At 34.0% G+C, this 26,431-nt stretch carries 27 protein-coding genes; 13 read left to right on the top strand and 14 right to left on the bottom strand.

Annotated features, from left to right (window positions below; all coding sequences use genetic code 11):
- The first annotated feature begins 16 nt into the window (after positions 1-16).
- From OEA66_RS13875 to sufD, 4 genes are all read left to right on the top strand, one after another.
- The gene (locus OEA66_RS13875; RefSeq protein ID WP_191736885.1) at positions 17-226 is read left to right on the top strand and encodes a DUF2683 family protein; all 210 of its coding nucleotides are present in this window, start codon (positions 17-19) and stop codon (positions 224-226) included.
- Positions 217-489 carry a Txe/YoeB family addiction module toxin gene (locus OEA66_RS13870; protein WP_267281933.1) on the top strand — a complete coding sequence of 91 codons (273 nt, stop codon included), beginning with the start codon at positions 217-219 and terminating at the stop codon, positions 487-489. Before OEA66_RS13875 ends, OEA66_RS13870 begins: the two co-directional genes overlap by 10 nt.
- 6 nt (positions 490-495) lie before the next feature.
- Positions 496-1,239, top strand: coding sequence for a Fe-S cluster assembly ATPase SufC (gene sufC / locus OEA66_RS13865; protein WP_047443242.1), 744 nt, complete (start codon positions 496-498; stop codon positions 1,237-1,239).
- Between the two features lie 114 nt (positions 1,240-1,353).
- Positions 1,354-2,661 carry a Fe-S cluster assembly protein SufD gene (gene sufD / locus OEA66_RS13860; RefSeq protein ID WP_267282012.1) on the top strand — a complete coding sequence of 436 codons (1,308 nt, stop codon included), beginning with the start codon at positions 1,354-1,356 and terminating at the stop codon, positions 2,659-2,661.
- Positions 2,662-2,731: 70 nt separating this feature from the next.
- On the opposite strand, the gene OEA66_RS13855 is transcribed toward sufD, so the two are convergent.
- Positions 2,732-3,664: a DUF3078 domain-containing protein gene (locus OEA66_RS13855; RefSeq protein ID WP_267281932.1), complete on the bottom strand. Its 933-nt coding sequence runs from the start codon at positions 3,662-3,664 to the stop codon at positions 2,732-2,734.
- Positions 3,665-3,880: 216 nt separating this feature from the next.
- Between OEA66_RS13855 and OEA66_RS13850 the strand changes: the two genes are divergently transcribed.
- From OEA66_RS13850 to OEA66_RS13835, 4 genes are all read left to right on the top strand, one after another.
- Positions 3,881-4,648: a rhomboid family intramembrane serine protease gene (locus OEA66_RS13850; RefSeq protein ID WP_267281931.1), complete on the top strand. Its 768-nt coding sequence runs from the start codon at positions 3,881-3,883 to the stop codon at positions 4,646-4,648.
- 39 nt (positions 4,649-4,687) lie between these two features.
- On the top strand, positions 4,688-5,797 hold the full coding sequence (gene dprA / locus OEA66_RS13845) for a DNA-processing protein DprA (protein WP_267281930.1): 1,110 nt from the start codon (positions 4,688-4,690) through the stop codon (positions 5,795-5,797).
- Positions 5,798-5,988: 191 nt separating this feature from the next.
- A complete protein-coding gene (gene gdhA / locus OEA66_RS13840) occupies positions 5,989-7,347 on the top strand; it encodes an NADP-specific glutamate dehydrogenase (RefSeq protein ID WP_267281929.1) in 1,359 nt (452 codons plus the stop codon).
- Positions 7,348-7,476: 129 nt separating this feature from the next.
- The gene (locus OEA66_RS13835; RefSeq protein WP_267281928.1) at positions 7,477-7,701 is read left to right on the top strand and encodes an iron chaperone; all 225 of its coding nucleotides are present in this window, start codon (positions 7,477-7,479) and stop codon (positions 7,699-7,701) included.
- Between the two features lie 144 nt (positions 7,702-7,845).
- On the opposite strand, the gene OEA66_RS13830 is transcribed toward OEA66_RS13835, so the two are convergent.
- The 3 genes from OEA66_RS13830 to OEA66_RS13820 are packed head-to-tail and all read right to left on the bottom strand — an operon-like array spanning position 7,846 to position 9,985.
- Entirely contained in the window at positions 7,846-8,484 is a 639-nt protein-coding gene (locus OEA66_RS13830) for a hypothetical protein (protein ID WP_267281927.1), read from the bottom strand.
- A 41-nt stretch (positions 8,485-8,525) separates the two neighbouring features.
- Complete coding sequence (locus OEA66_RS13825; RefSeq protein ID WP_267281926.1) at positions 8,526-9,014, bottom strand: YkgJ family cysteine cluster protein; 489 nt, start codon at positions 9,012-9,014, stop codon at positions 8,526-8,528.
- Complete coding sequence (locus OEA66_RS13820) at positions 9,014-9,985, bottom strand: ion channel (protein ID WP_267281925.1); 972 nt, start codon at positions 9,983-9,985, stop codon at positions 9,014-9,016. Before OEA66_RS13820 ends, OEA66_RS13825 begins: the two co-directional genes overlap by 1 nt.
- Positions 9,986-10,157: 172 nt before the next feature.
- On the opposite strand from OEA66_RS13820, the gene OEA66_RS13815 reads away from it, so the two are divergent.
- Positions 10,158-10,538, top strand: a complete 381-nt coding sequence (locus OEA66_RS13815) for a group III truncated hemoglobin (protein ID WP_267281924.1) — start codon at positions 10,158-10,160, stop codon at positions 10,536-10,538.
- 24 nt (positions 10,539-10,562) lie between these two features.
- On the opposite strand, the gene OEA66_RS13810 is transcribed toward OEA66_RS13815, so the two are convergent.
- From OEA66_RS13810 to hflX, 9 genes are all read right to left on the bottom strand, one after another.
- Positions 10,563-11,633 carry a calcium:cation antiporter gene (locus OEA66_RS13810; RefSeq protein ID WP_267281923.1) on the bottom strand — a complete coding sequence of 357 codons (1,071 nt, stop codon included), beginning with the start codon at positions 11,631-11,633 and terminating at the stop codon, positions 10,563-10,565.
- A gap of 65 nt (positions 11,634-11,698) precedes the next feature.
- Positions 11,699-12,037 carry a DUF6122 family protein gene (locus OEA66_RS13805; protein WP_267281922.1) on the bottom strand — a complete coding sequence of 113 codons (339 nt, stop codon included), beginning with the start codon at positions 12,035-12,037 and terminating at the stop codon, positions 11,699-11,701.
- Between the two features lie 6 nt (positions 12,038-12,043).
- Positions 12,044-13,270, bottom strand: a complete 1,227-nt coding sequence (locus OEA66_RS13800; protein WP_267281921.1) for a hypothetical protein — start codon at positions 13,268-13,270, stop codon at positions 12,044-12,046.
- Positions 13,270-15,318: a hypothetical protein gene (locus OEA66_RS13795; RefSeq protein WP_267281920.1), complete on the bottom strand. Its 2,049-nt coding sequence runs from the start codon at positions 15,316-15,318 to the stop codon at positions 13,270-13,272. Before OEA66_RS13795 ends, OEA66_RS13800 begins: the two co-directional genes overlap by 1 nt.
- Positions 15,319-15,333: 15 nt before the next feature.
- Positions 15,334-16,002 carry a hypothetical protein gene (locus tag OEA66_RS13790; RefSeq protein ID WP_267281919.1) on the bottom strand — a complete coding sequence of 223 codons (669 nt, stop codon included), beginning with the start codon at positions 16,000-16,002 and terminating at the stop codon, positions 15,334-15,336.
- Between the two features lie 63 nt (positions 16,003-16,065).
- Positions 16,066-16,785, bottom strand: a complete 720-nt coding sequence (locus OEA66_RS13785; RefSeq protein WP_267281918.1) for a DNA alkylation repair protein — start codon at positions 16,783-16,785, stop codon at positions 16,066-16,068.
- 14 nt (positions 16,786-16,799) lie between these two features.
- Positions 16,800-18,086: a cation:proton antiporter gene (locus tag OEA66_RS13780; protein ID WP_267281917.1), complete on the bottom strand. Its 1,287-nt coding sequence runs from the start codon at positions 18,084-18,086 to the stop codon at positions 16,800-16,802.
- A 21-nt stretch (positions 18,087-18,107) separates the two neighbouring features.
- On the bottom strand, positions 18,108-18,734 hold the full coding sequence (locus OEA66_RS13775) for a DUF4919 domain-containing protein (protein ID WP_267281916.1): 627 nt from the start codon (positions 18,732-18,734) through the stop codon (positions 18,108-18,110).
- A complete protein-coding gene (gene hflX, locus OEA66_RS13770; RefSeq protein ID WP_267281915.1) occupies positions 18,721-19,959 on the bottom strand; it encodes a GTPase HflX in 1,239 nt (412 codons plus the stop codon). Before hflX ends, OEA66_RS13775 begins: the two co-directional genes overlap by 14 nt.
- 209 nt (positions 19,960-20,168) lie before the next feature.
- Between hflX and OEA66_RS13765 the strand changes: the two genes are divergently transcribed.
- The 3 genes from OEA66_RS13765 to OEA66_RS13755 are packed head-to-tail and all read left to right on the top strand — an operon-like array spanning position 20,169 to position 23,611.
- The gene (locus tag OEA66_RS13765; RefSeq protein ID WP_267281914.1) at positions 20,169-20,648 is read left to right on the top strand and encodes a T9SS type A sorting domain-containing protein; all 480 of its coding nucleotides are present in this window, start codon (positions 20,169-20,171) and stop codon (positions 20,646-20,648) included.
- A 4-nt stretch (positions 20,649-20,652) separates the two neighbouring features.
- Positions 20,653-23,199, top strand: a complete 2,547-nt coding sequence (locus OEA66_RS13760) for a beta strand repeat-containing protein (protein WP_267281913.1) — start codon at positions 20,653-20,655, stop codon at positions 23,197-23,199.
- 7 nt (positions 23,200-23,206) lie between these two features.
- Positions 23,207-23,611 carry a hypothetical protein gene (locus OEA66_RS13755; protein WP_267281912.1) on the top strand — a complete coding sequence of 135 codons (405 nt, stop codon included), beginning with the start codon at positions 23,207-23,209 and terminating at the stop codon, positions 23,609-23,611.
- Positions 23,612-23,672: 61 nt separating this feature from the next.
- Here OEA66_RS13755 and OEA66_RS13750 read toward each other — a convergent pair whose 3' ends face one another.
- Positions 23,673-24,035 carry an META domain-containing protein gene (locus OEA66_RS13750; RefSeq protein WP_267281911.1) on the bottom strand — a complete coding sequence of 121 codons (363 nt, stop codon included), beginning with the start codon at positions 24,033-24,035 and terminating at the stop codon, positions 23,673-23,675.
- Positions 24,036-24,193: 158 nt separating this feature from the next.
- On the opposite strand from OEA66_RS13750, the gene OEA66_RS13745 reads away from it, so the two are divergent.
- A complete protein-coding gene (locus OEA66_RS13745) occupies positions 24,194-26,392 on the top strand; it encodes a S46 family peptidase (protein WP_267281910.1) in 2,199 nt (732 codons plus the stop codon).
- Positions 26,393-26,431 lie beyond the last annotated feature (39 nt).

Genomic DNA, 26,431 nt, shown 5'->3' with positions numbered 1-26,431 from the left:
AAATAAAATTTAAGTTATGGAAGTTGTTCTGAAAAATTTGAAGAAAAAAGATTTTGAAGTGATTAAATCACTGGCAAAAGCATTGGGCTTTGAAATTGAAAAAAAGGAAGAACAAAGTCCGTACAATCCAGAGTTTGTAAAGAAGATTTTGGATGCTCAAAAAGAAATAGAAGAAGGGAAAGGTACGAAAATGACCCTTGAAGAACTGGATGCTTTATGGAAATAATATTTTCTAATAAAGCAAAAAGTGATTTGCTTTTTTGGCAGAAATCAGGAAACAAAATTATTTTGAAAAAGATTTCGCAGCTTATTCGTTCCATCCAAACTAGTCCTTATGAAGGAATTGGAAAACCAGAACCTTTGAAATATAATTTATCTGGAACCTGGTCAAGGAGAATTGATAAAGAGCACAGGATAATTTATCAGATTACCGAAGAGAATACAATAGAAATATTAAATATTTTGTCTTTAAAAGGACACTACGAATAAAAAAGTATGTTAAACATTAAAAACTTACATGCCAGAATTGAAGATGGCGCACAAATATTAAAAGGTATCAATCTTGAAATCAAGCCGGGCGAAGTTCATGCGATCATGGGACCCAATGGAGCCGGTAAATCTACTCTTTCTTCTGTGATTGCAGGAAAAGAGGATTACGAAGTTACAGAGGGAGAAATCCTTTTTCAAGGTGAAAACATTATTGAAGATGCTCCTGAAGAAAGAGCTCACAAAGGAATTTTCCTTTCTTTTCAATATCCGGTAGAAATTCCGGGAGTTTCTGTAACGAATTTCATTAAAGCTGCTTTAAACGAAAACAGAAAAGCCAACGGATTTGAAGATATGCCTGCAAAAGAAATGTTGGCCATGATTCGTGAAAAATCTGAGAAATTGGGAATTAAAAAAGATTTCCTTTCAAGATCATTAAACGAAGGATTTTCAGGAGGTGAAAAGAAAAGAAACGAGATTTTCCAAATGATGATGCTGAATCCGAAATTGGCCATTCTTGACGAAACCGATTCTGGATTGGATATTGATGCTTTGAGAATCGTTGCAGATGGTGTAAACCAGTTTAAAAACGAAGGAAATGCAGTTCTTTTGATTACCCATTACCAGAGATTGCTGAATTATATTGAGCCTGATTATGTACACGTTTTAGCGAACGGAAAAATCATTAAGACAGGTGATAAATCTTTAGCTTTAGAATTGGAAAGCAAAGGATACGACTGGTTGCTTAACTAAGAAAATATTTTTGGTTAAGTTTTTTATCAATCCTTAGTCGAAAAGGCAGTGAAAAACTGCGATATTGATACAAATTAAATTTATAATAAAGGTGTGATGGCCGAAATATCAGTAATGGCTTTATACGATCAAACAATAGAAAATCACAGTGAATTTTTGGAGAGTCTGCGTCACAGATTTTTAGATGACGACAGAAAAACGGCGCTTCAGAAATTTGCAATCAAAGGTTTTCCTACCAAGAAAGACGAAGAATACAAGTATACCAACATCAAAGAAATCACGGAGAAAGATTACAATTTTTTCCCGAAAGAAAGTCACAACATCACCAAAGAACAGCTTGATGAGCTTCATTTGGGAGAAGAAAATTTTGACTGGATTGTATTTGTAAATGGTCAGCTTCACAAAGAGCTTTCAAATATTTCTATCGAAAATGCAGAATTTTTATCTTTCAATTATGCTTTGAATGATGAGAATCATAAAGATGTTTTCGACAAATATTTCAATACAATTGCCTCAAAAGATTTAGCTTTTACCAATCTAAATCAGGCATACTGCAAATATGGATTTTTCTTAAAAGTTCCGAAAAATGTAATCATCGAAAAACCGATTCACGTTTTTTACCTTTCTCAAAATCAGGAAGAAAACACATTCTACAATACCAGAAATTTACTGATTGTTGAAGAAGGAGCAAAAGTAGAAATCATCGAAAGTCACCATAATTTTGACGAAAGTTTTGTATTTACCAATTCGGTAACTGAAATTTTCACATATCAGAACGCGAAAGCAGACTGGCACAAAATTCAGAATGACAGCGATACTTCATATCTGGTAGATCATACTTTTGCAAAGCAGGAAAGAGACAGCTTGACCACTGTAAATACGTTTACATTCGGCGGGAAAATCATCAGAAACAATCTTGATTTCATTCATAACGGAGAGAATATCAATTCTTTCATGAACGGAATCACCATTATCGGGAAAGATCAGTTGGTAGATCACCATACAGCAGTTCACCACAACACGCCGAACTGTCAGAGTTACCAGAATTACAAAGGTATTTTCAAAGATAAATCTCACGGAGTTTTCAACGGAAAAGTATTTGTAAATAAAATTGCTCAGAAAACCAACGCTTACCAGCAAAACAACAACGTTTTACTGAGCGAAGGCGCAACAATCGACACCAAGCCTCAATTGGAGATTTTTGCGGATGATGTGAAGTGTTCTCACGGATGTACAGTGGGTCAGTTGAACAAAGATGCTTTATTCTATTTAAGAGCAAGAGGTATTTCTAAAAAAGAAGCACAGGCATTATTGCTGTACGCTTTTGCCAATGACGCAATGCAGAATATCGACATTGAGCCATTAAAAGTAAAAATCGAGCAGCTTTTAGCTGAAAAACTTGAAGTTACGATGGAGTTTTAATTTTCCATTGAAATATATACAAAAAGCACTTCAATTGAAGTGCTTTTCTTGTTTTATAATGAGATCAAATCTATTTCTTTAACCACCACTGACTGTCTTTACGGTCTGAACGCTTCACGCCATTATCAATATTGTAGGCAAAACCAATTCCTAAAGTCTGTTTCAGCTGTGTTTTCTGAATCTGATTATGGTCGTACATCAAATCTAAAGTAACAATTGAAGATACAAACCTGTTGATTTTCATATTCAGCAGCATATTGTAGGATAACACCATGTGATCTGGATTTTCAAGATAGTTGGAGAATACAGATCCAGTGTTGGTCATTTCAATATTTTCCATCAATTTTACTTTATAAATGGCTGAAGCCAGGAAACCCATCTGCATCAGGAAAAAATCACCGTCAGATTTTAAACCATAGCTTCCCGAAAACTGTAACTCTTTATCAAGAACAAACGTAAATCTTCCGTTAGCAGGTCTGAAAGTTACCGTTAAATTGTCATTGGGCCTATAAGTAACCCCTATACCGGCATTCACATATCCTGGAGCCATAAAGTTAGAAATTTTCTTGGCTTCAGGATTATTTCCATCCTCAAAACCACCTGAGAATTGCGAAAGCAAACTCGCCCCTGTAGAAACATACCAACTCTTTGAAAACTGTCGCCCGTAGTTCGTAGAAACATTGAGAACATCCTGCGTTTTTCTTGTACCTACACCTTTGGTTGTATTTTGACCATAATTTAGGATAATAATATTTTCCCAGAGATGACGCCCATTTTCATACACCAAATTATAATTTGCACTTGCCAGCCAACCCACATTGTTGGCACCACCACCGACCCAATTGGAAAAAGCTGCCTGATTAAACATCACGCTGTTTTTAGCAAGCACAGACCAATGTCTTGGTTTTTTAATGGTGTCAACTGCCGCAGAATCGCTGATAACAACCTGCGAAAAAGAATGTATACTCAGATACATAAAAAGTAAAACGAAAATCTTTTTCATAAATCTCAATTTTTCCAAATGCAAAAATAAGAATATAATGTTAAATAGAAAGTCTACACATTTTCAGAGGTTTATAACAAAACACTTTTACGTCATGATTTTAAAAAAAGATAATATGAAAATCTTACGTTTTGTCTCAAATATTTAAAAAAAATAAAAATCATCGACAAATTTTCCGAAATTTATACTTGGCTTTTGATTTGACAGCTAATCAACATGATTAAAAATATAATTCACAAAAAAGCAATCTTTGCACCCTTACTTATGCTGTCAGCAATGTGGTTGGGATACTTTTTACAGAGTTTGGGATTTTTCTCGAGTTGTTTTGGTGCCATTATTCCTCTTTTGCCGGAAGGTTTGCTTGGAATTATTACTTCTCCACTTCTACACGGAAGTATTGATCATATAATAGGAAACTCAATTCCGATTGCTGTCTTGATGTTTTTACTCTACCAGTTTTATTCTGAAGTTGCCACAAAAGTATTTATCATGGGCTGGCTCAGTGCAGGATTACTGCTTTGGCTGCTTCCTCCAATCGATATTTTAACAGGAGAATACGCTTATACCTGTACCATCGGAGCAAGTGGAGTTGTTTACGTTTTGGCATTTTTCTTATTTTTTAGTGGCGTTTTTAAATGGAATATGAAACTTTTGACCATTTCGCTTCTTGTCGTTTTATATTATGGAAGTTTAATTTGGGGAATGTTTCCTGAAGAATTGTTTTATAACCTAAATGAACCGAGTAAAATTTCCTGGCAGGCGCATTTATCCGGAGCATTAATGGGAAGTGTAATGGCATATATTTTTAAAAGTTCAGGTGAAAAAAAGAAAAAATTTATCTGGGAGTTTCCTAATTATTACAGCGAAAAAGATGATAAACTTTGGCAGGAATATAAAGAAAACAATCCCGATGACTTTTTGGAACTGCCTCATAAAAAGAGAGACGATATTTGGGATCATTTGGACGAACTAAGAAGAAAATAAAACTTAATTTCAGTATATTTGATTAAAATAAAAACACAAATGTACACCGAGGAACAACTCTACTCCATCGCATTGCGAGAATGCAGCCTCATTGGCGATATTACATTCTATAAACTTGTAAGAATTTTCGGAAGCGCAAAAACTGTTTGGGAAACATCAAAAAAAGAATTGGGCAAAACCGACGGAATCGGTAAAAAAATCATTTCAGATATCGGAAATCCTGAACATTTAAAATTTGCAGAAAAAGAAATTGCGTTTTGTGAGAAAAATTCAATTCAAATAAAACTTCGACATCTAGACGAACTCCCCGATTTACTGAATGAATGTGATGACGCACCCGCAATTCTTTATCAAAAAGGAAATTTTAACCCTCAGTTAAAAAATGTAAGCATTGTAGGTACAAGAAATATTACTTCTTACGGCAAAAAATTCATTGAAGATTTCTTTACTGAAACTAAAAACTGTAAATATCAATCGGTAAGTGGATTGGCTTTAGGCGTAGATAAAGAAGTTCATGATTTTTCAAATCAAAATAAGATCCCTACAATTGCGGTTTTAGCACACGGCTTTCACACCCTTTATCCCTCAAAAAACAAAAAGCTTTCGGAGAAAATACTGGAAGAAAACGGAGCTTTATTGACTGAGTTTAATTCATCAAGAAAACCAGACAGAGAGAATTTTATTCAGAGAAATAGAATCGTTGCAGGAATTTCTCCATCTACAATTGTAGTAGAAACAGCTTTTGGAGGAGGTTCGATTTCTACAGCTACTTTTGCAAACAATTACAATCGGGAAGTTTATGCGCTTCCGGGAAGAATTACAGACAAATACAGTCAGGGGTGCAATCAATTAATACTGCAGAATAAAGCGACCGCCATTTCAACGATAAAAGACCTTATCGATTTGCTCGGTTTTAATGAGCCTTTACATAAAATTGAAGAGCTTTTTCCATCGAGCAAAATTCCCATTCAATTATCTGAAAATCAAGAAATAATATATAAAATTATTGAAGAAAATCCGAACATCAATTTGGATGATTTGGCACAGAAGATTTCGCTCTCTTCACACAAAATATTGCCTATTATTCTTGAATTGGAACTTTTAGGGAAAGTAAAATCATTTTCCGGGAGACAATTTATAGCAATATAAGAATTAATGATTTCTTAATATTTCATTATTTCACAAATAACATTTAATTTTCAACAAAGTTTAAATCAAAATTATCAATTTAACAATATTATGTAGCATTATTATTCAATTATCCACAAATAACAAATAAGCTATTGTGAATCTTGAAAAAAAAATTAAATTTGTTGACATAATATTCAACCCTACCTAATATGGAACAATATAATATTGACCAGAAAATTCAAGAATTTATCGCTAAAATTGAGGCGAAAAATCCTAATGAACCGGAATTTTTACAGGCTGTAAAAGAAGTTGCAATCACTGTAATTCCGTTTATTTTGACAAGAAAAGAATATACCGGCATGAAGCTGCTTGAGAGAATGGCTGAAGCTGAAAGAATTATTATTTTCAGAGTTCCATGGGTTGATGATAAAGGAGAAATTCAGGTAAACAGAGGTTTCAGAATTCAGATGAACTCTGCAATCGGGCCTTACAAAGGAGGAATTCGTTTCCACCCTACAGTAAACCTTTCTGTACTTAAATTTTTGGCTTTCGAACAAGTTTTCAAAAACTCTTTGACCACGCTTCCAATGGGAGGAGGAAAAGGAGGTTCAGACTTCGATCCGCAAGGTAAAACTGATATGGAAGTAATGCGTTTTTGCCAGGCTTTCATGACAGAATTATGTAAGCATATCGGTCCTGAAACCGACGTTCCTGCAGGAGACATCGGAGTTGGAGCAAGAGAAATCGGGTATTTATTTGGTCAGTATAAAAAAGTAAGAAACGAGTTTACAGGAGTTCTTACCGGAAAAGGTCTTGCTTATGGTGGATCATTAATCCGTCCTGAAGCGACTGGTTATGGTGTGGTTTACTTTGCTGAGCAAATGCTGAAAACTATCGGACAAACTTTTAAAGATAAAACAGTAACAGTTTCAGGTTTCGGAAACGTAGCTTGGGGAGTTATTAAAAAAGTAAACGAATTGGGCGGAAAAGTGGTTACGCTTTCTGGTCCGGATGGTTATGTTTACGACAAAGACGGTATTGACGGTGAAAAAATTGATTATTTATTAGAGCTGAGAGCTTCTGGTAATAATAGAGCTGAAGATTACGCTAAACAATATCCTTCAGCTGTATTCTATGCTGGGAAACGTCCTTGGGAAGTAAAATGTGATGTAGCAATTCCTTCTGCAACCCAAAACGAACTAGATTTAGAAGATGCAAGATTATTGGTAGAAAACGGTTGCGTTTGTGTAACTGAAGCAGCAAATATGCCTTCTACATTAGAAGCAATCAATTATTTCCTTGAAAATAAAGTATTATTCTCTCCAGGAAAAGCTTCAAATGCAGGTGGTGTAGCAACTTCTGGTTTAGAAATGACTCAAAACTCAATCAGATTAAACTGGACATCTGAAGAAGTTGACGCAAGATTAAAAGAAATCATGATCGGAATTCACAAAGCTTGTAGAGACTACGGTAAAGAGGAAGACGGATATGTAAATTACGTGAAAGGTGCAAACATCGCTGGATTCGTAAAAGTAGCAGAAGCAATGTTAGCTCAAGGAGTAGTATAAAAATATAAAGGTCGGGAAGTTTACCCGGCCTTTTTTCTTACAGCCTGTCCCGGGATTTATAAATGGGAAAAAAGTAATAGTGAAAGTGAAAGCATTGAATGTCCAGTTCAATGCTTTTTTTTATTTTATATGATGAAAAACACATTTAAAAATTTTGAGGAATATTTTCTTCTTTTTCCTGAAAAAGCACAAGTTAAGCTTGAAATTTTAAGAAAAACCATTCATGCCCAAAATCCTCATTTAGAAGAATATATCGGTTATCAAATGCCTGCTTTTAAATATAAAAACAAACCTTTGCTTTATTTTGCAGCCTATAAAAAACACATTGGCTTTTACCGCTTCCGGATGTATTAAAAGAATTTGAAAATGACTTTATTGAAAGGAAATTTAAATATTCAAAAGGTGCTGTACAGTTTCCTATGAAAGAGGACTTGACTTTAGATTTGATTGAAAAAATGGTAAAATGGAGAATTATGGAAATTGAAAATTTATAACTTATTAATCTTTGCGACATATTCTAAATATGAAAGCATCTTGTTTATTCAGCTCATTAATCTCTGAATTAAGCAAATTATCAATTTTATAAAGCATTAAATTTTTATTGTGAATGTAGCTCGCGTTAATTTTATCAAAACTATCTTTTTGAAAATCTTCTTCATAAAATTTAATCGTAATAGGCCTGTCTTGTTCAATTGCTAATATATATTGTTTAATAATACTATGAGATCGAAAAACTTGATCTCCTTGCATTGTTCCAAATTTTTTAACGCTTTCATTCCTAAACTTTGAAAATGATTTAGAATATAGAGTGATTATATGATTTGATTTTAGTTTTATAGGATAATAAACAGCATTGCCAACAACCTTTTGAATATGAGATTTATTATCTTTCTTAAATAAAATATATTTTTCTTCTAACTCAGGACAATTACAATCATTATTTATTTTTCTGCTTCCAAAATTCCATTTAATATAAATAATATAATCTTTTCCTATTTTTTCAAAATCTGATTCTTTTTCTAGAACAAATGTGTCATGTGGAAGTTCGTGATTTTCAATCTTTACAGTAGATGAGGGTGCCAGTTTACAACTTATTAGTATAAAACTAATTGACCAAAGAATTATTAATGATCTCATCAGAAATTTATGTAATAACTTTTGAAAGAATATTTTATTATTTACTTACCCAAATTCTTTATCATCCTTTCTACAAACTCAAATGCAGCCGGACAAATCACTGTATTTTTAATCATTAAATTATTAATCTGATAGATTTTTTTACGATCTGTATGCGGATATTCCCGACAAGCTTTTGGACGGACATCATAAATAGAACACGTATTATCTTGATTCAGAAAAAAACACGGAAGATTTTGTAAAACTTTGTCGTTTTCTTCATCAACACGCAGAAATTTAGCTTCAAAATCAGCTTGTTTCATGCGAAGATGCTTTGAAATTCGCTCGATGTCTTTTTCAGTGTAAAGCGGACCTGTCGTTTTGCAGCAATTGGCACATTGAAGACAGTCGATCTTTTCAAAAACCTCTTCGTGCGTTTCCTGAACAACGTAATCGAGATTTTTGGGAGGCTTTTTTTTCAAACCTTCCAGGAATTTTTTATGTTCTTTCTGCTTTTGTAAAGCTTGCTTTTTATATGATTCTAAATCCATTATGATCTTTCCGCATCAAAAACAGGAAGTTCCGCTTTTTGATATTCATTAATTTTATCAAGATCCAAAACCGTTGAATCTTTCTCTTTATCAGGATAGTACATTGGGAGAAATTTTGCTCCATAAATAATTTCTCTCGACACATAAGACGATCTTTGAACAACTGTATTTGAAAACACTTCATCAAATGCTCTTACATGAACGATAATTTCGATATTAATATTCTTAAAATCTGCATCTGAAAAACCATAAAAAGGAGAATCCTCATCAATTTTATGAACAACCGTCCAGTTTAAAGCCAAAGTATTAATCTTACTTAACTGAGTTTCTAAACGATAAAAATTACTCTTCGTTGTTCCCTCTTCATTAATTTCAATTGCTGTAGAAAGTGTAACATCCGCATCAGTCAACGCATTATTTTTATAAGGAGCCAACCTAAACATTAAAGCTGTAACACCCTGAAAAGGAGCAATCACCGCAATATCTGAAAATCTGAGATAAGCTCTCGGTCTTGAAAATCTTCCATAAAATAAACCTGTTGCAATGGCAAAGGTAAGCAATCCTAAAAATGCCTCAAAAGTAGCCACTAAACTTGCCAAAAATCCTACAGGAGCAATTCTCCCGTAACCAACCGTTGTAAATGTCTGTGAACTGAAAAAGAATACATCAATAAATTCGTTTAACGGATCACTTTTATCAATTCCCGTAAGATGTTCTACGCCAATTAAATAATAAATAAACGCAAAAACGAGATTTATCAAGATATACATTACCACCAAATAAGTAATGAACCTAAAAGACGATAAATTCAGCATCGTATGATACCAACTTAATCTGTTGAACACATTGACTCCTCTTCTTCTTACATTGGGAAGCCCGTCTTTATTGATAAATCTTCCGGAAGCACGACTTCCAAAACCGCTGTTTTCGGTGTTTTCCTGTGTGATTTTTTTTCTGAAACCTCTTGCCATAATAGTTATATCATTTGTGCTGATTTTTATTTTGAAACTTTAAAAAGATAAAATAATTTACAAAGATAAAATATTGTTTTTATGAATTTTATCACAAACATCGTCATCATAAAGATTTAGAATTAAACTAAATTTGAGGTATAATTTTTAGCTTAAATTAAAAATTTTAAAAATGAAAAATTTAGAATCCAGAGAAGATATAGAATTGCTTGTTAATTCTTTTTACGATAAAGTAATTAAGGATGAAACAATTGGCTTCTTCTTTAAAGACATTATAAAAGTTGATTTTGACAAACATTTACCGAAAATGTACTCTTTCTGGGAAACGATTCTCTTCGGACAGATGAGCTACAAAGGAAACCCGATGGCAGTACATTTCCCTATCAACGCATTGGAAGCGATGGAAAAGCATCATTTTGAACGATGGTTAAAACTTTGGAAACAAACTATTGAAAAAAATTTCACAGGTCAAAACGCTGATATGGCCATTACAAAGTCTGAAAACATTGCCAATCTGATGGCTTATAAAATGGAAATGGCAAGAAAACTTTAAGCTTTTCGGAATTTTAGGTTAAAATTAAGGTACGATTACCGTAAAGATGTAAGCTGCTAAATTTACTAAAAGAACTGTTCCGTATAAAACATTGGTTTTTCCTCTGCTTAAGGACAACATCACGATAAATACAGATAAGGTAAGTAAAATAATATCTTTCTTATCAAGTCCTAAAACCAAAGGAATATCATACATAATGCTTACTGCAGAAATCGCCGGGATACTCAAACCGATACTTGCCAAAGCCGATCCCAAAGCTAAATTTAAACTCGACTGTATCTGATTATTTCTCGCAGCACGGATGGCTGCAAGACCTTCCGGAAGCAATACAACTCCTGCAATAATAACTCCCACAAGAGACTTAGGCGCTCCCATACTCTGCACCATATCTTCGATTGTTTTTGACAGGCTTTTTGCCAACAATACAACGATCACAAGACAAATTACCAAAAATACAAAGCTGATAATCGCCTGCGTTTTATTTGGAATAAAATATTCTTCTGCATTACCATCTGCAGGTACAAAATAGCTTCTGTGCCTCACTGTTTGCACCATCAGGAAAACTCCATAAATCACAAGACAGGCAATGGAAACAAAAATCAACTGCGCATTATTATAATAAGGACCGTTCACGCTTGAAGTGAAATTCGGGAGAACTAAAGTAATCACCAAAATCGATACAATACTTACCAAATATGTTGTGGCTGAAGTTCGGGCAAAATATTGTTCAAAATACTTAACGCCACCTACCAAAACACAAATACCAATAATACCATTCAGAATAATCATTACAGCAGCAAAAACCGTGTCTCTGGCTAAAGTAATAGCTTGTTCACCACCTGCAACCATGAGTGACACAATCAGCGCAACCTCAATAATAGTGATACAAAGCGCTAGAATGATTGTACCGTACGGTTCACCTACTTTGTGAGCTACAACTTCTGCATGATGTACAGCAGAAAGCACACTACCTGTTAATAAAATACCCGCAACAATGTCTGAAATTGTACCAGTTCCCATTAATCCGGTGAAGTAATAAATTACTGAAAGGACAGGGAAAATATACGTATAATGTAGAAATTCTTTTAGCTTCATAATTGTCTCTAAAATACAAAAAATCTATGAAAACCGCAATCTTAAGAGAAAATATTAATAATATTTTAATGACACCACAACTCAAAATCCTGAAAATCTGTGAGCATGTGAAAGAGTAATCCGATGCCAATTAATCTTAAGTTTCCTTTGAAAAATAACAGCAAAAAATACACCGCAATTGCATAATAGGAATGTAAAAAATGAAAACCAACGCTCATTCGGCTGGGATCAAAAATTGGATCCGCAAACAAATGATCGAGATCGACCAACATTGTTGCCAAAAGAATTAAATATGCTTTTTTCCAATATTTGCGGTAAAAAACAAGAGCAATCACTGCAGGAAAAACCAAATGCAGAAAGTAATGCGTACATGTTTTTAATAGAGCAATTTCAGGAGGACACATTTATTTTTATCTAAGAATTAATGGATATTTATCTTTCTTGAATTTAATTTTCACTGAATAATCTTGATTTTTATTTCCGTAAAAAAGATATTCGATGTTTTTAAAAATCGGGTTGTTTAAAGTTTTAAATGAAGAAAATAATAACGGATTATTTTTCACAAAGATGAAATTTTGATTTCTACTTTCTTGAATTTTAACAGATTTTCGTGCAGATTTAATTAAAATCTGCATTCCATTTTTACTAATTAAATTGGGCTGAAATGGAATTGCCGTAAATTGGTTTTGTGGATTAATCCATTTTTTATTTTGGAAATAACTCCAGGTTTTATCGGGATTTGAAGATTGAAGCAAAATTTCATAATCCGGCTGAACGATTTTCTGATAATTTACTTTTTCAATCTCATTAAAGTTATCATCATAACCATAACTGATTATTGTATCACTAACTTCTAAAAGGTTCGCACTCATTTTCAAAGAATTAACAGATATAGAATCACTTAAATTCTTATTAAAAAAAGAACTTATTTTTTTGATATTTTCTGAATCTAATTCAGTCTGCAAAAATTGAGTTTTCTTTTCTAAATCAGTGATTAATGATTCAAAATTTATAGAATTTTCGTCATTCTTAACTTCAATTTCATCATCATTTAAGATAATTGAAAAATTTTGAGTTCGTAATTCAGTAATAAAAGAAATACTTCCTAATCCATCTTTTAAAAACGAATCGGCATTTAATTCATTATTTCTAAAATTCTGAGAAAATGGTTTTCCAATATTGTTAAAATTTAAATTTGATGTTCCGACAATGCATTTTTCACCTTCGATTTTAATAAAAACCCGACTATTTTTAAACCTGTTTTTTCCATCATTTACAAATTGCCAGCTTTTCAAAAACGCTGAAAATTTCTTTTTATCCTCAATTTCTAAAATAGTGTACCATTCAGAAATATTAGTTTTATTTAAATGGAAAATCTGCAGAAAATCCGGAATTTCAAGACCCGAATTTTTTATTGAAATTTTATTTTCATCTTTTTTTCCTTCTTCAAACCATTTTGAAGGATGTGTTATAAAGCTGGAAATATATTGTCTTGTCGCTTTTTTTACATCAAGCAAAACCACAATATCTGCATTTTCAGGAATGTATTTCAGATTTTTATCTTTGTGGAAAAACAGAAAATAAATACAAACAGAAAGCAGAATTGTAACAGCAAGTACAATTTTTTTCCAATTCATTACAAAGTTTTTGATGATTTATCAGTCTGTGAATTTTTATAAAAATCCTCGATCAGATCAAAGAAATACATCAAACTGTTTTCAGAATTTGATTTGATATTATAATTCATTTCGGTCTGAATACTTCCTGCTTTAGACTCAGTTTTAAAATAAACCTCTCCTGCATTTTTCCTTAAAATATCAAGCGTCCCTTTTTCAGATTTACTCTTAAATTCTTTATCCAGTCCACCCAAAAGCTTCTGAATATTCAATCTTCCAGACAAAGGATATTTTGACGAATCTTTCATCCATTGCTTAGAAATTTCAGACTGATTATTGGTGTTGATATTATCTTTTGAGGTCGTCACATAAACGATTCCGTCTTTTACGGTGAAAAATAATTGCTCAACATAAGTGTTTTTATTTTTCTCATCTTTGAAAGCATAAAACTCGCCACTTTTCGAAAAGTTTTTGGCAAAAGCTTTATTAGAAGTCAAGACATTAAAAACACGTTTCCAATAGTTTTCATTTTCTGTAGCGAATGCAAAAGTAAAGTCAGGAACCATAACATCTTTCGTTTTCTTTACTTCTTTTTCATTGTAATTTTCGTCGTAATCGTAATCGGTGTATTCTACGTTTTTAGATTTTAATTCATTTAGAACAAAGATTCCGTTCCCTGGAGCGATTTTGGCGATGGCTTCTTCATCCAAAACAATTTTCATGGTTTCTATAACCAGTTCTGCTTCTTTTTGATATCCAGAATCCCCGGAATTTTTCAGCATTCCATACATCATATCAAAATATTTAGAACCATCCACATTCATCACATAATAACCGATACTTTTATCATTGATTAACGCAGCCAATTTTTTATTTTTTTTGCCTTTATAGACGTCAGAAATATTCTTTTGCGTTTCAGAATCTTTATGCTGGTAATTATTAACGAGTCTTACTTTGTCTTTATCAAAATACAAGTTGTAAGAAGTATTTGAATTATATAATTTGCCTAAAATACCTGTGAAATTGAAGTTGGAAGGCATTTTTTTATAGATTCCGTCATTGATGATTTTCCCGTAATCTGCATAAATAAAAACATCAGAATTCGGATCTCTGAAACTCAACATATCTTTGGTAACAGAAATCTCCTTATTTGAATTAAAATATTGATCAAAACTATCTTCCGCAAATTTCTTTACGATTTTAAATTCCTCAATATTCAGCGAATCCATTTTTTTCTGGTAACTAGAATCAAGTTCATGAGATTCATCTTCGTAATAATCTTCTCGTGAAATTGGTGGTGGTAAAATTTCTACTTTCGGAGCATATGTAGAATCTTCAACAGCAACTTCCGGCTCTTTCTTTTCTTCAGGATATTTGTGATGTTTTTCAAGATACTTAATATCTTTTTGTAACTTTAAAATCTCTGCATTATTATCTTTAATACTTTGTTTTAAATATTTAATATCGTCCTTAAGATATTGTATTTCCTCTTTATAATCAAAAGGTTTTTCTTCTTCCACATAAGCACTATCAATTGCAACAGCAGTACTGTCAATCACTGCAACAGCGCTATCAACTGCATAATCATCATCCCATTTGTATGGTTTCTGATAATTAATAATGCTTAAAACTGCGCGATTTTCGCTCCAGGCTACGAAAACATCATTATCAATATCAATGTATGAATAATTGTTTTTCTTGGTAACTTCCTGTCCTTTTTTCTTGATTGAATTAATAAATTCCAGAAATTTATTCTGATTATCTAAAGCAAAACGCATATTGTAAGACTTTACAGAATCATTCATCGTGGCATAATGATATTGAGTCGCATCATACTTGATTCCCGTTTTAGAATAATCATTCCATGAAGCTTTTTTGTCTTTTTTGCCCATTTCTTTTAGAAGCGGATTGAATTTTTCCCAATTGACTTTTTGATTCAATTGTTTCCCGTTTACTTCCATGTAAAAAACGGAATTTTGAGGAATTTTCAAGCCATTTTGCGCAAAAACTAGCATAAAACCGAAGAGAAAGATGAAAATTGTTTGTGTTTTAAAAAATAGAGATTTCATATTTGAGTTTAGTTATTATTGAAAGTTGATGTTGTTTTGAATCTGTTTTTTCTGAAGGATAAAGTCTAATATATTTCCGTCAAGCTTTAACGCTTTTTTGTTGGGAGCTAATAAATAAGCAGAATTTGATTGAGATTTAATCGTGTTTTCAAACTGTAAAATCGATGTATATTTTGCGTCGTTAAAAATTTCTTTATCGGCTTTACTCAATTTATCGTAATCGCTTTTGAAAGTATTAATCTTATTTCGTGTGAAAGATTTTCTGTCTGAACTTTGACTGTAAATCTGTGTCGGAACCATTTTACCTAACATATTTTTGGCTTTTAACTGTTCTAAACCCGCATTGATATTTTCAATTTTCTTGAAATTACAACTTAGTTTAATGATATAATTATCAAAATCCATTGAAGTTTTCACGTTGGAGATTCCTGGAACGCTTTTGAAAACCATTGCAGCTTCGTTGATTTTACTTTCAATCTCAGATTTTTTAGGAACTTTTTTACCATTGACAGTTTCCATTTTTGAAATAGAAGCCAATCTGGTTTTGCTTTTACTGGCATTTAGAATTAAAGAATATTCTCCGCTTCCATCGGCTTTGACATTGACTTTATCTAAAATATCAAAGCAGCTCGTCAAAAGAAATAAGGGAATCAGCAGAAAAATCTGCTTTAAGTATATTTTCATAAATCGGTGTTGAGAAACAAATGTACCTCTTTTTAGTTTGCCTGAATGTGAAATTCATCATGTTTAAACTCTGCCTTTCAAATAATCCTGTCGCAATTCTTCGTCTAATTTTTCAATAGCGTAACGAAGACAGGTTCGTGGCATTTCTTTGTAGTATTGATTCAGATAAGAGATCAATTCTGCCTCATTCTTATTTCCCATTTCTCTTAAAAGCCACCCATTTGCTTTATGCATCAAATCGTGTGGATGATATAAGTTTTGAGTCACAAATTCTTTTGTAAGTTCGAACGAACCTTTTTTAACGTAATACATTGTTCCGACAACCGCTACTCTTTTGTACCACATTTTGTCGGAAGCTGCCAAATCTCTCAACAAGTTTTCTTTCTGATTTTCAAAAGCATACCGACCTAAAATTTTATAACAACTTGTATCAACCAAGTCCCAATTATTAACATAATCAAGATGCCTCAGATAGAAATTAATGATCTCCTCTTTTACTGCTAAATCTTTCGTTTTTTCAAATTTAGAAATCAACATTAGTAGAGCCGTCAAACGATGTTCGTGATAAGGGGAGGACAACAATTCACCTAATTCTTCCAAAGATATTTTAGCAAAAAATTCTTTGGCAACCGCTCTTTGATCTGGAACTTTTACTCCCAAAAACAAATCACCTTCGCCATATTCTCCTTTTCCAGTTTTGAAAAATTTAGGAAAAAAAGCTGCTTTCTCTGGAATGGACAAAACAGCTAATGATTCTTTTATTTCTTTGAGAATTGTACTCATTGATTAACAAATAATTAATGACTTTCTTCTAAAGCGATACTTTCCAGCTCTTTCTCTTCATCAGCAATCCTTTTTGGGTTTGCAACTTTTGCAATCGTAAGTCCCTGAACAATAATAGAAAACACAACCACACAATAAGTAATACTTAAAATAGCATTGCTGTACTCGTTTTTCGGAATAGACATTGCCAAAGCGATGGAAACACCACCGCGAATTCCGCCCCAAAATAAAACTTTTATAGTTTGCGGACTAAACCTTGTTCTGAAAGACATAAATTTCGTGGGACCCCAAATTGAAATAAATCTTGCTATTAAAACAACTGCAATTGCTGCAATTCCCGGAATGATATAATGATTTAAATCTTTAATCATCAGTAATTCAAAACCGATGAAAAGGAATAAAACGGCATTTAAAATTTCATCAATCAACTCCCAGAATTTTATTAAATAATCCTGAGTGATCGATTTCATTTTAAACTTCATACTAAAGTTCCCCATAAACAAACCTGCTGCAACCATCGTTAACGGACCGGAAACGTGCATTTGTCTTGCTACAAGATAACCTCCCATAACAACGGCAAGTGTTACTAAAACTGAGATAATATAATCATCAACTTCACGCATTAATCTTGATGTCGTCCAACCCAAAACAATTCCCAGCAACAATCCACCACCTGCTTCTTTTATTAGTAATATAGCGATGTTTTCAATCCCTAAATCGACTTCATTTCCAATTGCCAACTGAAGAACGACCGTGAAAACCACAACCGCCATACCATCGTTGAACAAAGATTCTCCGGCGATTTTTGTTTCTAGTGATTTTGATACATTTGCCTGTTTTAAAACACTCAAAACCGCAACCGGATCTGTCGGAGAAATCAACGCTCCGAAAACCAAACAGTAAATAAATGGAATATGCAGCCCTACAAACGGAAGCAAATAAAACATTCCAAAACCTACAATAAAGGTCGAAATGATGACTCCGGCTGTAGAAAATATGAGGACAGGACGAAACTGCTCTTTTAAATCGTTGATATTAATGTGAATTCCTCCCGCAAACAACAGGAAATTAAGCATTGCTCCCATCAAAACCTCCGTAAAATCAATACTGCTCATTAAATCATGCAAATGAGTAAACGTTTTCGGAAGAAATTTCTCACCAAAAAAAACGAGGATGATAGAAACTACAATTGCAATCACCATGATTCCAATTGTACTCGGAAGTTTTAAAAATCTGTAATTAATGTAAGCAAAAATAGAGGCTAATACAATTAGCGCAGAAAATGAATAATATAACTCCAAAACTAAGTTTTTTAAAAAATTTTAAAAGCTCATATACAGAACTTTAATATATATTGTGTTGCTGTCTTTTGTCCAGACATCAATCACCGAATCTTTGTACGTTGTAGAATGCCTGGAATAATCTTGTCCGACATTCATAATATTGAGAAAAATATATTCGTCACCAACAGAATTAACCACAAAGGCCGTTTTCTCAGATTTTCCGTCACCGGAAGTTCTGATAGCATTGGTCAAAAGTCTCAATTGGGAAAGATGATGCACAAAATCATCTGCTTTTTTGATCTGATCATACGCTCTCAGCAAAATGAGAATTACATCAAGATTGGTGGGATCTTTTGTATAAAGAACTTTTCCTTTTTTGATGCATTCTTCAAAATCACCCGCTTTAAACGAATCTGCAAGTCCTTTAAAATCATCATCTAAAGTTGAAATTTTATCTTTTCTAAAATTTCTTCCATAATACAGATTACGTGCTTCAATACTGTCTAAAGATTTAGGCATTCCTTTAAACTTAAAAATCAGTTTATCGTAATTAAAATTCGACTTCGGATCGCTGAGGTTTTTCTCAATTTCCTTGAAATCAAGTTTTTGACCGAATCCCAAAAACGGAATAATCAGAATAAAAAATAAGAATTTAAACTTCATCATTCTCCTTTTCGTTTTCCTCTTCGTCATTATCGAAATATTCAAAAAGGAAATCATTGTATGGAAATCTTGAAATGTGAATTTTCATTACCTCATCGTAAACCAATCTTTTCATCTCAGGGAAATTTTCTTTCGTTAATGCCGAAATGAAAACTGCAGGATATTTTGATTTACCCATCCACGTTTTTTTCCATTCTTCTAAAGAGATATTTTTATTGGAACCCGGCGTAAGATCGTCTTCATCCTTCTTCTCATAACTGAAATCATCAATTTTATTGAAAACCATGATCATCGGTTTTTGATGTGCATTTATTTCCATTAAAATCTGATTCACCGATTCGATGTGATCTTCAAAACTTTCATGAGAAATATCCACAACATGAATCAAAAGATCTGCTTCTCGCACCTCATCCAAAGTCGATTTGAAAGATTCTACCAACTGTGTCGGCAATTTTCTGATGAAACCAACTGTATCGGTTAAAAGAAAAGGTAAATTTCCGATAACAACTTTTCTAACAGTTGTATCTAAAGTCGCAAACAATTTATTTTCAGCAAACACATCAGATTTAGAAATAGCATTCATCAAAGTTGATTTTCCAACGTTTGTGTACCCCACCAAAGCCGCACGAACAACCTTACCTCTGTTGTTTCGCTGGGTCGCCATTTGTTTATCGATTATTTTCAGCTTATCCTTTAATAAAGATATTCTGTCACGAATAATCCTTCTATCGGTTTCAATTTCCGTTTCACCGGGACCACGCATTCCGATTCCCCCTTTTTGCTTATCTAAGTGAGACCACATTTTGCTTAATCGGGGTAGCAGATATTGGTATTGCGCCAATTCAACCTGCGTTCTTGCGTAAGAAGTCTGTGCTCTCTGGGCAAAAATATCAAGGATAAGATTGGTTCTGTCGAGAATTTTTACTTCAATTTCTTTTTCAAGATTTTTAAGCTGAGAAGGAGACAATTCATCATCAAAAATAATTGTACCTATACCGTTTTCCTTTACATATTCTTTTATTTCCTGAGCTTTTCCGCTCCCTACAAAAGTTTTAGAATCTGGCTGAGTTAAATTCTGAGTAAAGCGTCTATCTACCGTAGCGCCCGCCGTTAAGGCTAAAAACTCCAGCTCGTCCATATATTCCTGTAACTTATCTGCATCTTGGTTTTGTGTGACAACTCCCACCAAGACTGCCTTTTCGTAACTATGTTGTTTCTTTTCTAACATTAAATTCTATATAATTTATAAGATTTACAAGATAACATTTTTAATCAATAAATGCAAACTGACAATCTAAATACAGGCAAAACACCTTTTAAATTCCAGTTTTTTACCTCTTACAAATCTGCTGTCTCCACTACTACCTTTACATCGTAAAAAATTCATTTACAGAGACTAACCTCAAAACGATTTTTAACAACCTAAAATTAAATAACATGAAAAGAACTTTCACTTACAGCTTCTTTTTGGTCTTTGGTTTAGCGATAAATATAAATGCTCAAAAAGCAGTTCTCGCCACCGGATCAAATGCTACAGGAAGCAACGGCTCTCTTTCTTACAGTGTCGGGCAAATCGACTACTACAACAAAGGAAGCAACAGCCAGATTATGGAAGGTGTGCAACAGGCGTATGAAATTACCACACTTGCGACCAATGAAGCTCCAGCAGCAGACAAAAAAAACATTTTATTGTACCCGAATCCTTTTAAAGACTTTGTTTTTCTGGATTTTACTACAAACGATTACAAAAATTCTGAATATCAACTATTTGACTCTTCAGGAAAACTTTTAAAAGAAGAAAAAATAAAAGAATCGAAATCGGAATTTAATTTTTCTGCTCTTCCCTCGGCGATGTATATCATCAGAGTCAATCAAAATGGAAAAAACCTAAAAACATTTAAAATCATTAAAAAATAATATCATGAAAAAAGTTTTACTAACAGTCGGAATTTTATTAGGCTGTCATTTAGTTTCAGCTCAGGCTCCGGAAAAAATGAGTTACCAAGCGGTAATGAGAAATACAGGTGGGCAATTATTAATCAATCAAAACATCGGAGTAAAAGTAAGTGTACTTCAAGGATCTTCATCGGGAACGGTCGTTTATTCTGAAAGATTAACAGGAACAACCAACACAAACGGTTTGGTAAGTCTTGAAATAGGAACAGGAACGGTACTTTCAGGAACTTTTGCGACTATCAATTGGGCATCCGGAAATTATTATCTGAAAACAGAAACCGACCCTACAGGAGGAACAGCCTACTCTATCGCAGGAACCAGCCAATTACTAAGCGTTCCTTATGCAATGTACGCAAAAACTTCAGGCAGTTCGGGAGGAGGATTCACTTTGCCATATACAGCATCAGTAAACAATGCAAACACGTTGTTTTCAATTAACAATGATGGAGACGGAACTTCTCTGGAAGGAATTAATAATACAACAACTTCAAGCATTGCTTCAGTAAGAGGAATTGTAAACCAAACTGCTCCCGGAGGATTCTCTTCTGCAGTTCGTGGAATCAACAATGGAACAGCAGGTTTAGGCGTAGGCGTTTGGGGCTCACAAGCAGGAAGCGGATGGGGAGTTTACGGTGTAACACCTACAGGTTTGGGAGTTTACGGAAACTCTTCAGGTGCAGGATATGGTGTTTATGCTAATAGCAACACAGGAACTGGTTTAAATGCAACAAGTACTAATGGAATTGCAGCCAATATTTCAATCTCAAATAATGCTAATGCCAATAATGTTATCAATGCCAATACGTTAGGAAACGGAACGGTAGTTAATGTTTCAACGACAGGAACAGGTGCAGGTGTTGTAAGTAATACAGGTGCAGGTTTTGCCATTCATGGTATTACCAACGCACAGACTTCTGCCGGAGTAATTGCCGATAATAATGGTGCAGGTGAAGCAGTAGTTGGTAGAAACACAAGTGATATTGCAGGAGCCGTAGTCGGAAGAAATGATGGCGGTGGCTACGGTGTTCATGGTTTTGTAGCAACTAATACCTCCGGAAACGGGATTGGAGTTTACGGAAGAGTCGGCGTAAGCGGAAGCAAAGGTAGAGCAGGAAGATTTCAAAATTTCCTTGCAACGAACGACAGAAACACTTTCGAAGTAGAATCTAATGGTAATGGTAATATCCCTGATAATACTCAAGGTAACGTTGCATCATTTCTTTCAAGTAACACAAACAGTGTAAGTGCAGCAGTAAGAGGAGAAGTGAAAACAATTTTCGGAAACTTTGGTGCGGCGGGAATCTTTGGCGTTTCTTCCGGAACAGGAGGTTTTGCAGGGCTTTTTCACGCTTCAAATGCAACAGGAAATGGTAACGCATTAGTTGCATTAACAGATGGAAACGGTGATGCAATCAGAGCCAATGCAGGTAAAGACGGTGATGCTGTCGAAGCAAATGTAGACGGAGCAGGACGTGCAATTTATGGCTGGGTTCCTACATTCAGCTTAGGAAAAGCCGCAGAGTTTAAAAATTTCAATACATCAAATACGTCGACAGCACTTTCTTCCACTACAGTTGGAAATGGTATCGCAGGAGATTTCTTCGTAGATAATACCAATGGAACTTCTCCGGCGGTAAAAGGAAAAGTTAATTCCCAGTTTGCCAATTTCGGAACCGCAGGGATTTATGGCGAATCTGCCGGAACAGGAGGTTTTGGGGGATTATTTTATGCAAGTAATGCTTCAGGAAATGGTCCCGCTTTAATTGCCTTAGCCAATGGAAACGGAAACGGAATTACTGCTAATGCCAAAAATTCAGGAGACGGCGTAGAAGCAACTGTTGACGGAACCGGAAGCGCAATCTATGGTTGGGTTCCCAACTTTGGAACCGGTCGCGCTGCTTATTTCAGAAACTTTAATACAGCAAATTCTCAAGCAGTAGTCTCTGTAACCAATGTAGGAACCGGAACGGGAGTGTTTGTAAATCATACGGGAGCATCAGGAAATATCGCAGTTTTCCAAAGTGGAAGTACCAATGTGGCAAGAATCAATAAAACAGGAACGGGATTCTTTAATGGCGGAACTCAAAACAGCGGCGCCGACCTTGCAGAAGCGTTTGATGTGGAAGGAAATATTTCAGAATACGAAATGGGTGACGTCTTAGTAATTTCCACTTCAAGTGACAGAGCTGTGGAAAAATCTTCAAAACCCTATTCGTCATTAGTTTCGGGAGTTTACGCTACAAAACCTGGAGTTTTATTGACTGAAGAAAGTGTTGACACTGATATTTCAGACAAGGTTCCGATGGGTGTAATTGGAGTAATTCCTACTAAAGTTTGCCTTGAAGGTGGTGAAATCAAAAGAGGTGATCTTTTGGTAACCTCGTCAAAAGCAGGAGTTGCCATGAAAGCCGACATCAAAAAAGTACAGATCGGACAGGTTCTTGGAAAAGCACTTCAAGACTACAATCAAAACGAAATCGGGAAAATAAAAGTATTAGTTAACATTAAATAATCTACTTATGAAATCACTATATATCATCGCATTTTTAGTATTTAGTCTAAATATTTATGCACAGCAAGACAGAAAATCTGTAGAAACACAGCAAACCGAAAATTATAAAGAATCTAAAGATTTTGAAGCAAAAATGATGAAGGAGGCTCAGGAAAACGCAAAACAAAAAGTAAGAACAGGATTGGCTTCAGAGCAAGGTCTTGAAGTAAAAGAAAAGCAAAAAACTCAGCCTTCTGAAAACGATTCAGGAAAATTATTGCCAAACACGGCTTCAATGGAAGAAATTTTAGCAACAATTCCGGGAAGAGCATCAAAGAAAGAAAATATTTCCAAAAGTTCAAATGATAATATTCAAAGACTTCCCAATACGGCAACTTTAGAGGAAATCAAAAAAACGATTCCTAAAAATTAATTATCTCTTTTATAATTTTAAGTTTGATAAAGTCCGTAGTATTTTGCGGGCTTTATCTTATTTAATCCCAATCTGCAGCAATAAATTTCATCTGGTTTCCTTTGTCGTCTGAAAGCGTCAAAAAATGACCTTCAATTTGATATCGAGTCATTTTTTCAAATGATTGAGCAAATTTTGTTTCTAAATCCATTTCCTGACAAGCCATTAATGTGCTTCCAACTCCGGAAATCTCTGCTTTGTTTTTAGATTTAAATTCAGAATTAAAAAACATTCTGTTACAACCCATAAAAGCCGTTCCTCTTATTTTTCCGTCTTTCTTTTCTGCTGTAAGATTAATTTCTGCTTTGTTTTTCACCAATTGATCTTTAGAAAATTGGTCAAAAGAAACCAGCATCCATTGTCTTTGAATGTGCTGATTTTCCATCTTCGCCGAGGAGCAGTTTAAGACAAATCCTAAACAAATAACTCCGATAAATATTGTTAAAAACTTATTCATAATGCACAGATACCCATTTTCATACCATTTAAATAATAAATACAGTAAAAATTAGTAAATTAGCCCCACTAAAATTATTTTAAAAAATGAAAAGAATATTTTTACTATTCACTTTCTTATTAGGTTTTGCTCAAATGAGAGCAGACGAAGGGATGTGGCTGTTGATGCTCATCAAAAGACTTAATGGTGTTGATATGCAGAAAGAAGGTCTGCATTTGACTCCAGAAGAGATTTATTCTGTAAACAATTCCAGCATGAAAGATGCTATCGTAAGTTTCGGAGGTTTTTGTACAGGAGAAATTGTATCAGACAAAGGTTTGATTTTTACCAATCACCACTGTGGTTACGGTGCGGTTGCTGCGGCTTCTACTCCGGAAAAAGATTACCTGAAGAATGGTTTCTGGGCAAAAAATGAAAAAGAAGAATTCAACTCTAAAGATCTTTACGTAAGATTTTTGGTAAGAATGGATGATGCGACTCAGAGAATCAATTCTAAATTAAGCAACGATATGTCTGCAGCCAATAGAAGAGCTGTAATTGAAGCTGAAACGAAAGCAATTCAGACAGAAAATTCTGAAAACGGAAAATACACTGTTGTTGTAAGAGATTTCTTCAACGGAAACGAGTTTTATTTCTTCGTTTATCAAGATTATAAAGATATCAGATTAGTTGGTGCACCGCCATCATCAATCGGAAAATTCGGTGGAGATACTGATAACTGGGAATGGCCAAGACATACAGGAGATTTTACAGTATTCAGAGTTTATGCTGATGCTGCAGGAAATCCAGCAGAATTTAAGCCTACCAATGTTCCATTAAAACCTAAGCATTTCTTGCCGGTATCTCTAAAAGGAATTAAGCCAGGAGATTTCTCAATGATTTTAGGATACCCTGGAAGAACAAACCGTTACTTAACTTCTTACGGAATTGAGCAAATGGTATCTAAAGACTATCCAGCTTGGGTAGAGACTTCTAAAATGGCGATGGACATTATGAAGAAGTATATGGATAAAGATAAAGCAACTCAATTGGGTTACGCTTCTCAATATGCTTCTGTAGCCAACTATTGGAAAAACAGACAAGGTACAATTGATGCTGTTGAAAAAAACGGTACAATTACTGACAAAAGAGAGCTAGAAAAGAAATTTCAAGATTGGGCATTGCAACCAGGGAATGAAATGTATGAAGATGTTTTGAAAAGAATTCAAAACTATTACTCACAAGTTTCAGACAGAAATGTAGAAAGAAACTACGCTTCTTTATTAACAAGAAATGCTAAATATCTTGCTCTTGCAAACCAATTGGCTCCTGCCTTAGATGCTTACGCAAAACAAGATTTAGCAGGAAGATTAGCAATGAAAGCTAAATTGGAAACTGCTGTAAAAGAAGCTTATGACAACATCAACACCAATCTTGAAGGAGAAATGTTGAATTCTTTGGTAAATCTTTATCAAACAAGAGTAAAAGCAGATGTTGCATCCCCAACAATTACGGCTTTAGATTCTAAAAACTTGTCAACTTTGGCTTTCTCTTCATTGTTTGCAAACAAAACGTCTGTAACTAATTATATAATGAATCCTGATCGTTTAAAATTGGATGCTGATCCACTTTTAAAAATCGCAAGAGGGATTATCGCAGATCAAAAAGCATCAAACGAAAAATATATCTTGCTTGATGACAGTTTTGCTAAAAACAACCGTCTTTTCTTAGCTGGTTTAATGAAAGCAATGCCTGAGAAAAAATTCTATCCGGATGCAAACTCTACCATGAGATTAACGTACGGAACAATTGATACTTTACCAATCAGAGACGACAGAAACTATTTCGGTGTAACAGACAACTATTACACAACAATGGAAGGTTTAGTAGGAAAATACAAAGCGGGTGACGAAGAGTTTGATCTTCCACAAAGAGTAATCGCTCTTCAAAATGCTAAAGATTACGGTCAATATGCTGATAAAGCAGGTTACCTTCCGGTAAACTTCCTTTCAAACAACGATATTACAGGTGGTAACTCTGGTTCTCCGGTAATTGATGGAGATGGAAACCTTATCGGTATCGCATTCGACGGAAACAGCGAAGCTTTAAGCGGTGATATCGTATTCGAAAACGATTGGCAGAAAACAATCAGTGTAGACATCCGTTTCGTTCTTTGGACGATTGATAAATATGCTGGTGCAAGAAGAATTGTAGATGAGCTGAAATTAGTAAGAGACGAAAATACTCCGGCTGATACAGGAAAATCTAAAATTAAAACTGCAGCTCCTGTAAAGAAGAAAAAATAATTTTTTTGAAATATATTTTTGAAACCGTGGAATTTTATT

The sequence above is a fragment of the Chryseobacterium luquanense genome, from assembly GCF_026460945.1.
In the GTDB taxonomy this organism is placed as follows: domain Bacteria; phylum Bacteroidota; class Bacteroidia; order Flavobacteriales; family Weeksellaceae; genus Chryseobacterium; species Chryseobacterium luquanense.
This window is presented reverse-complemented; position numbering and strand designations above follow the sequence as displayed.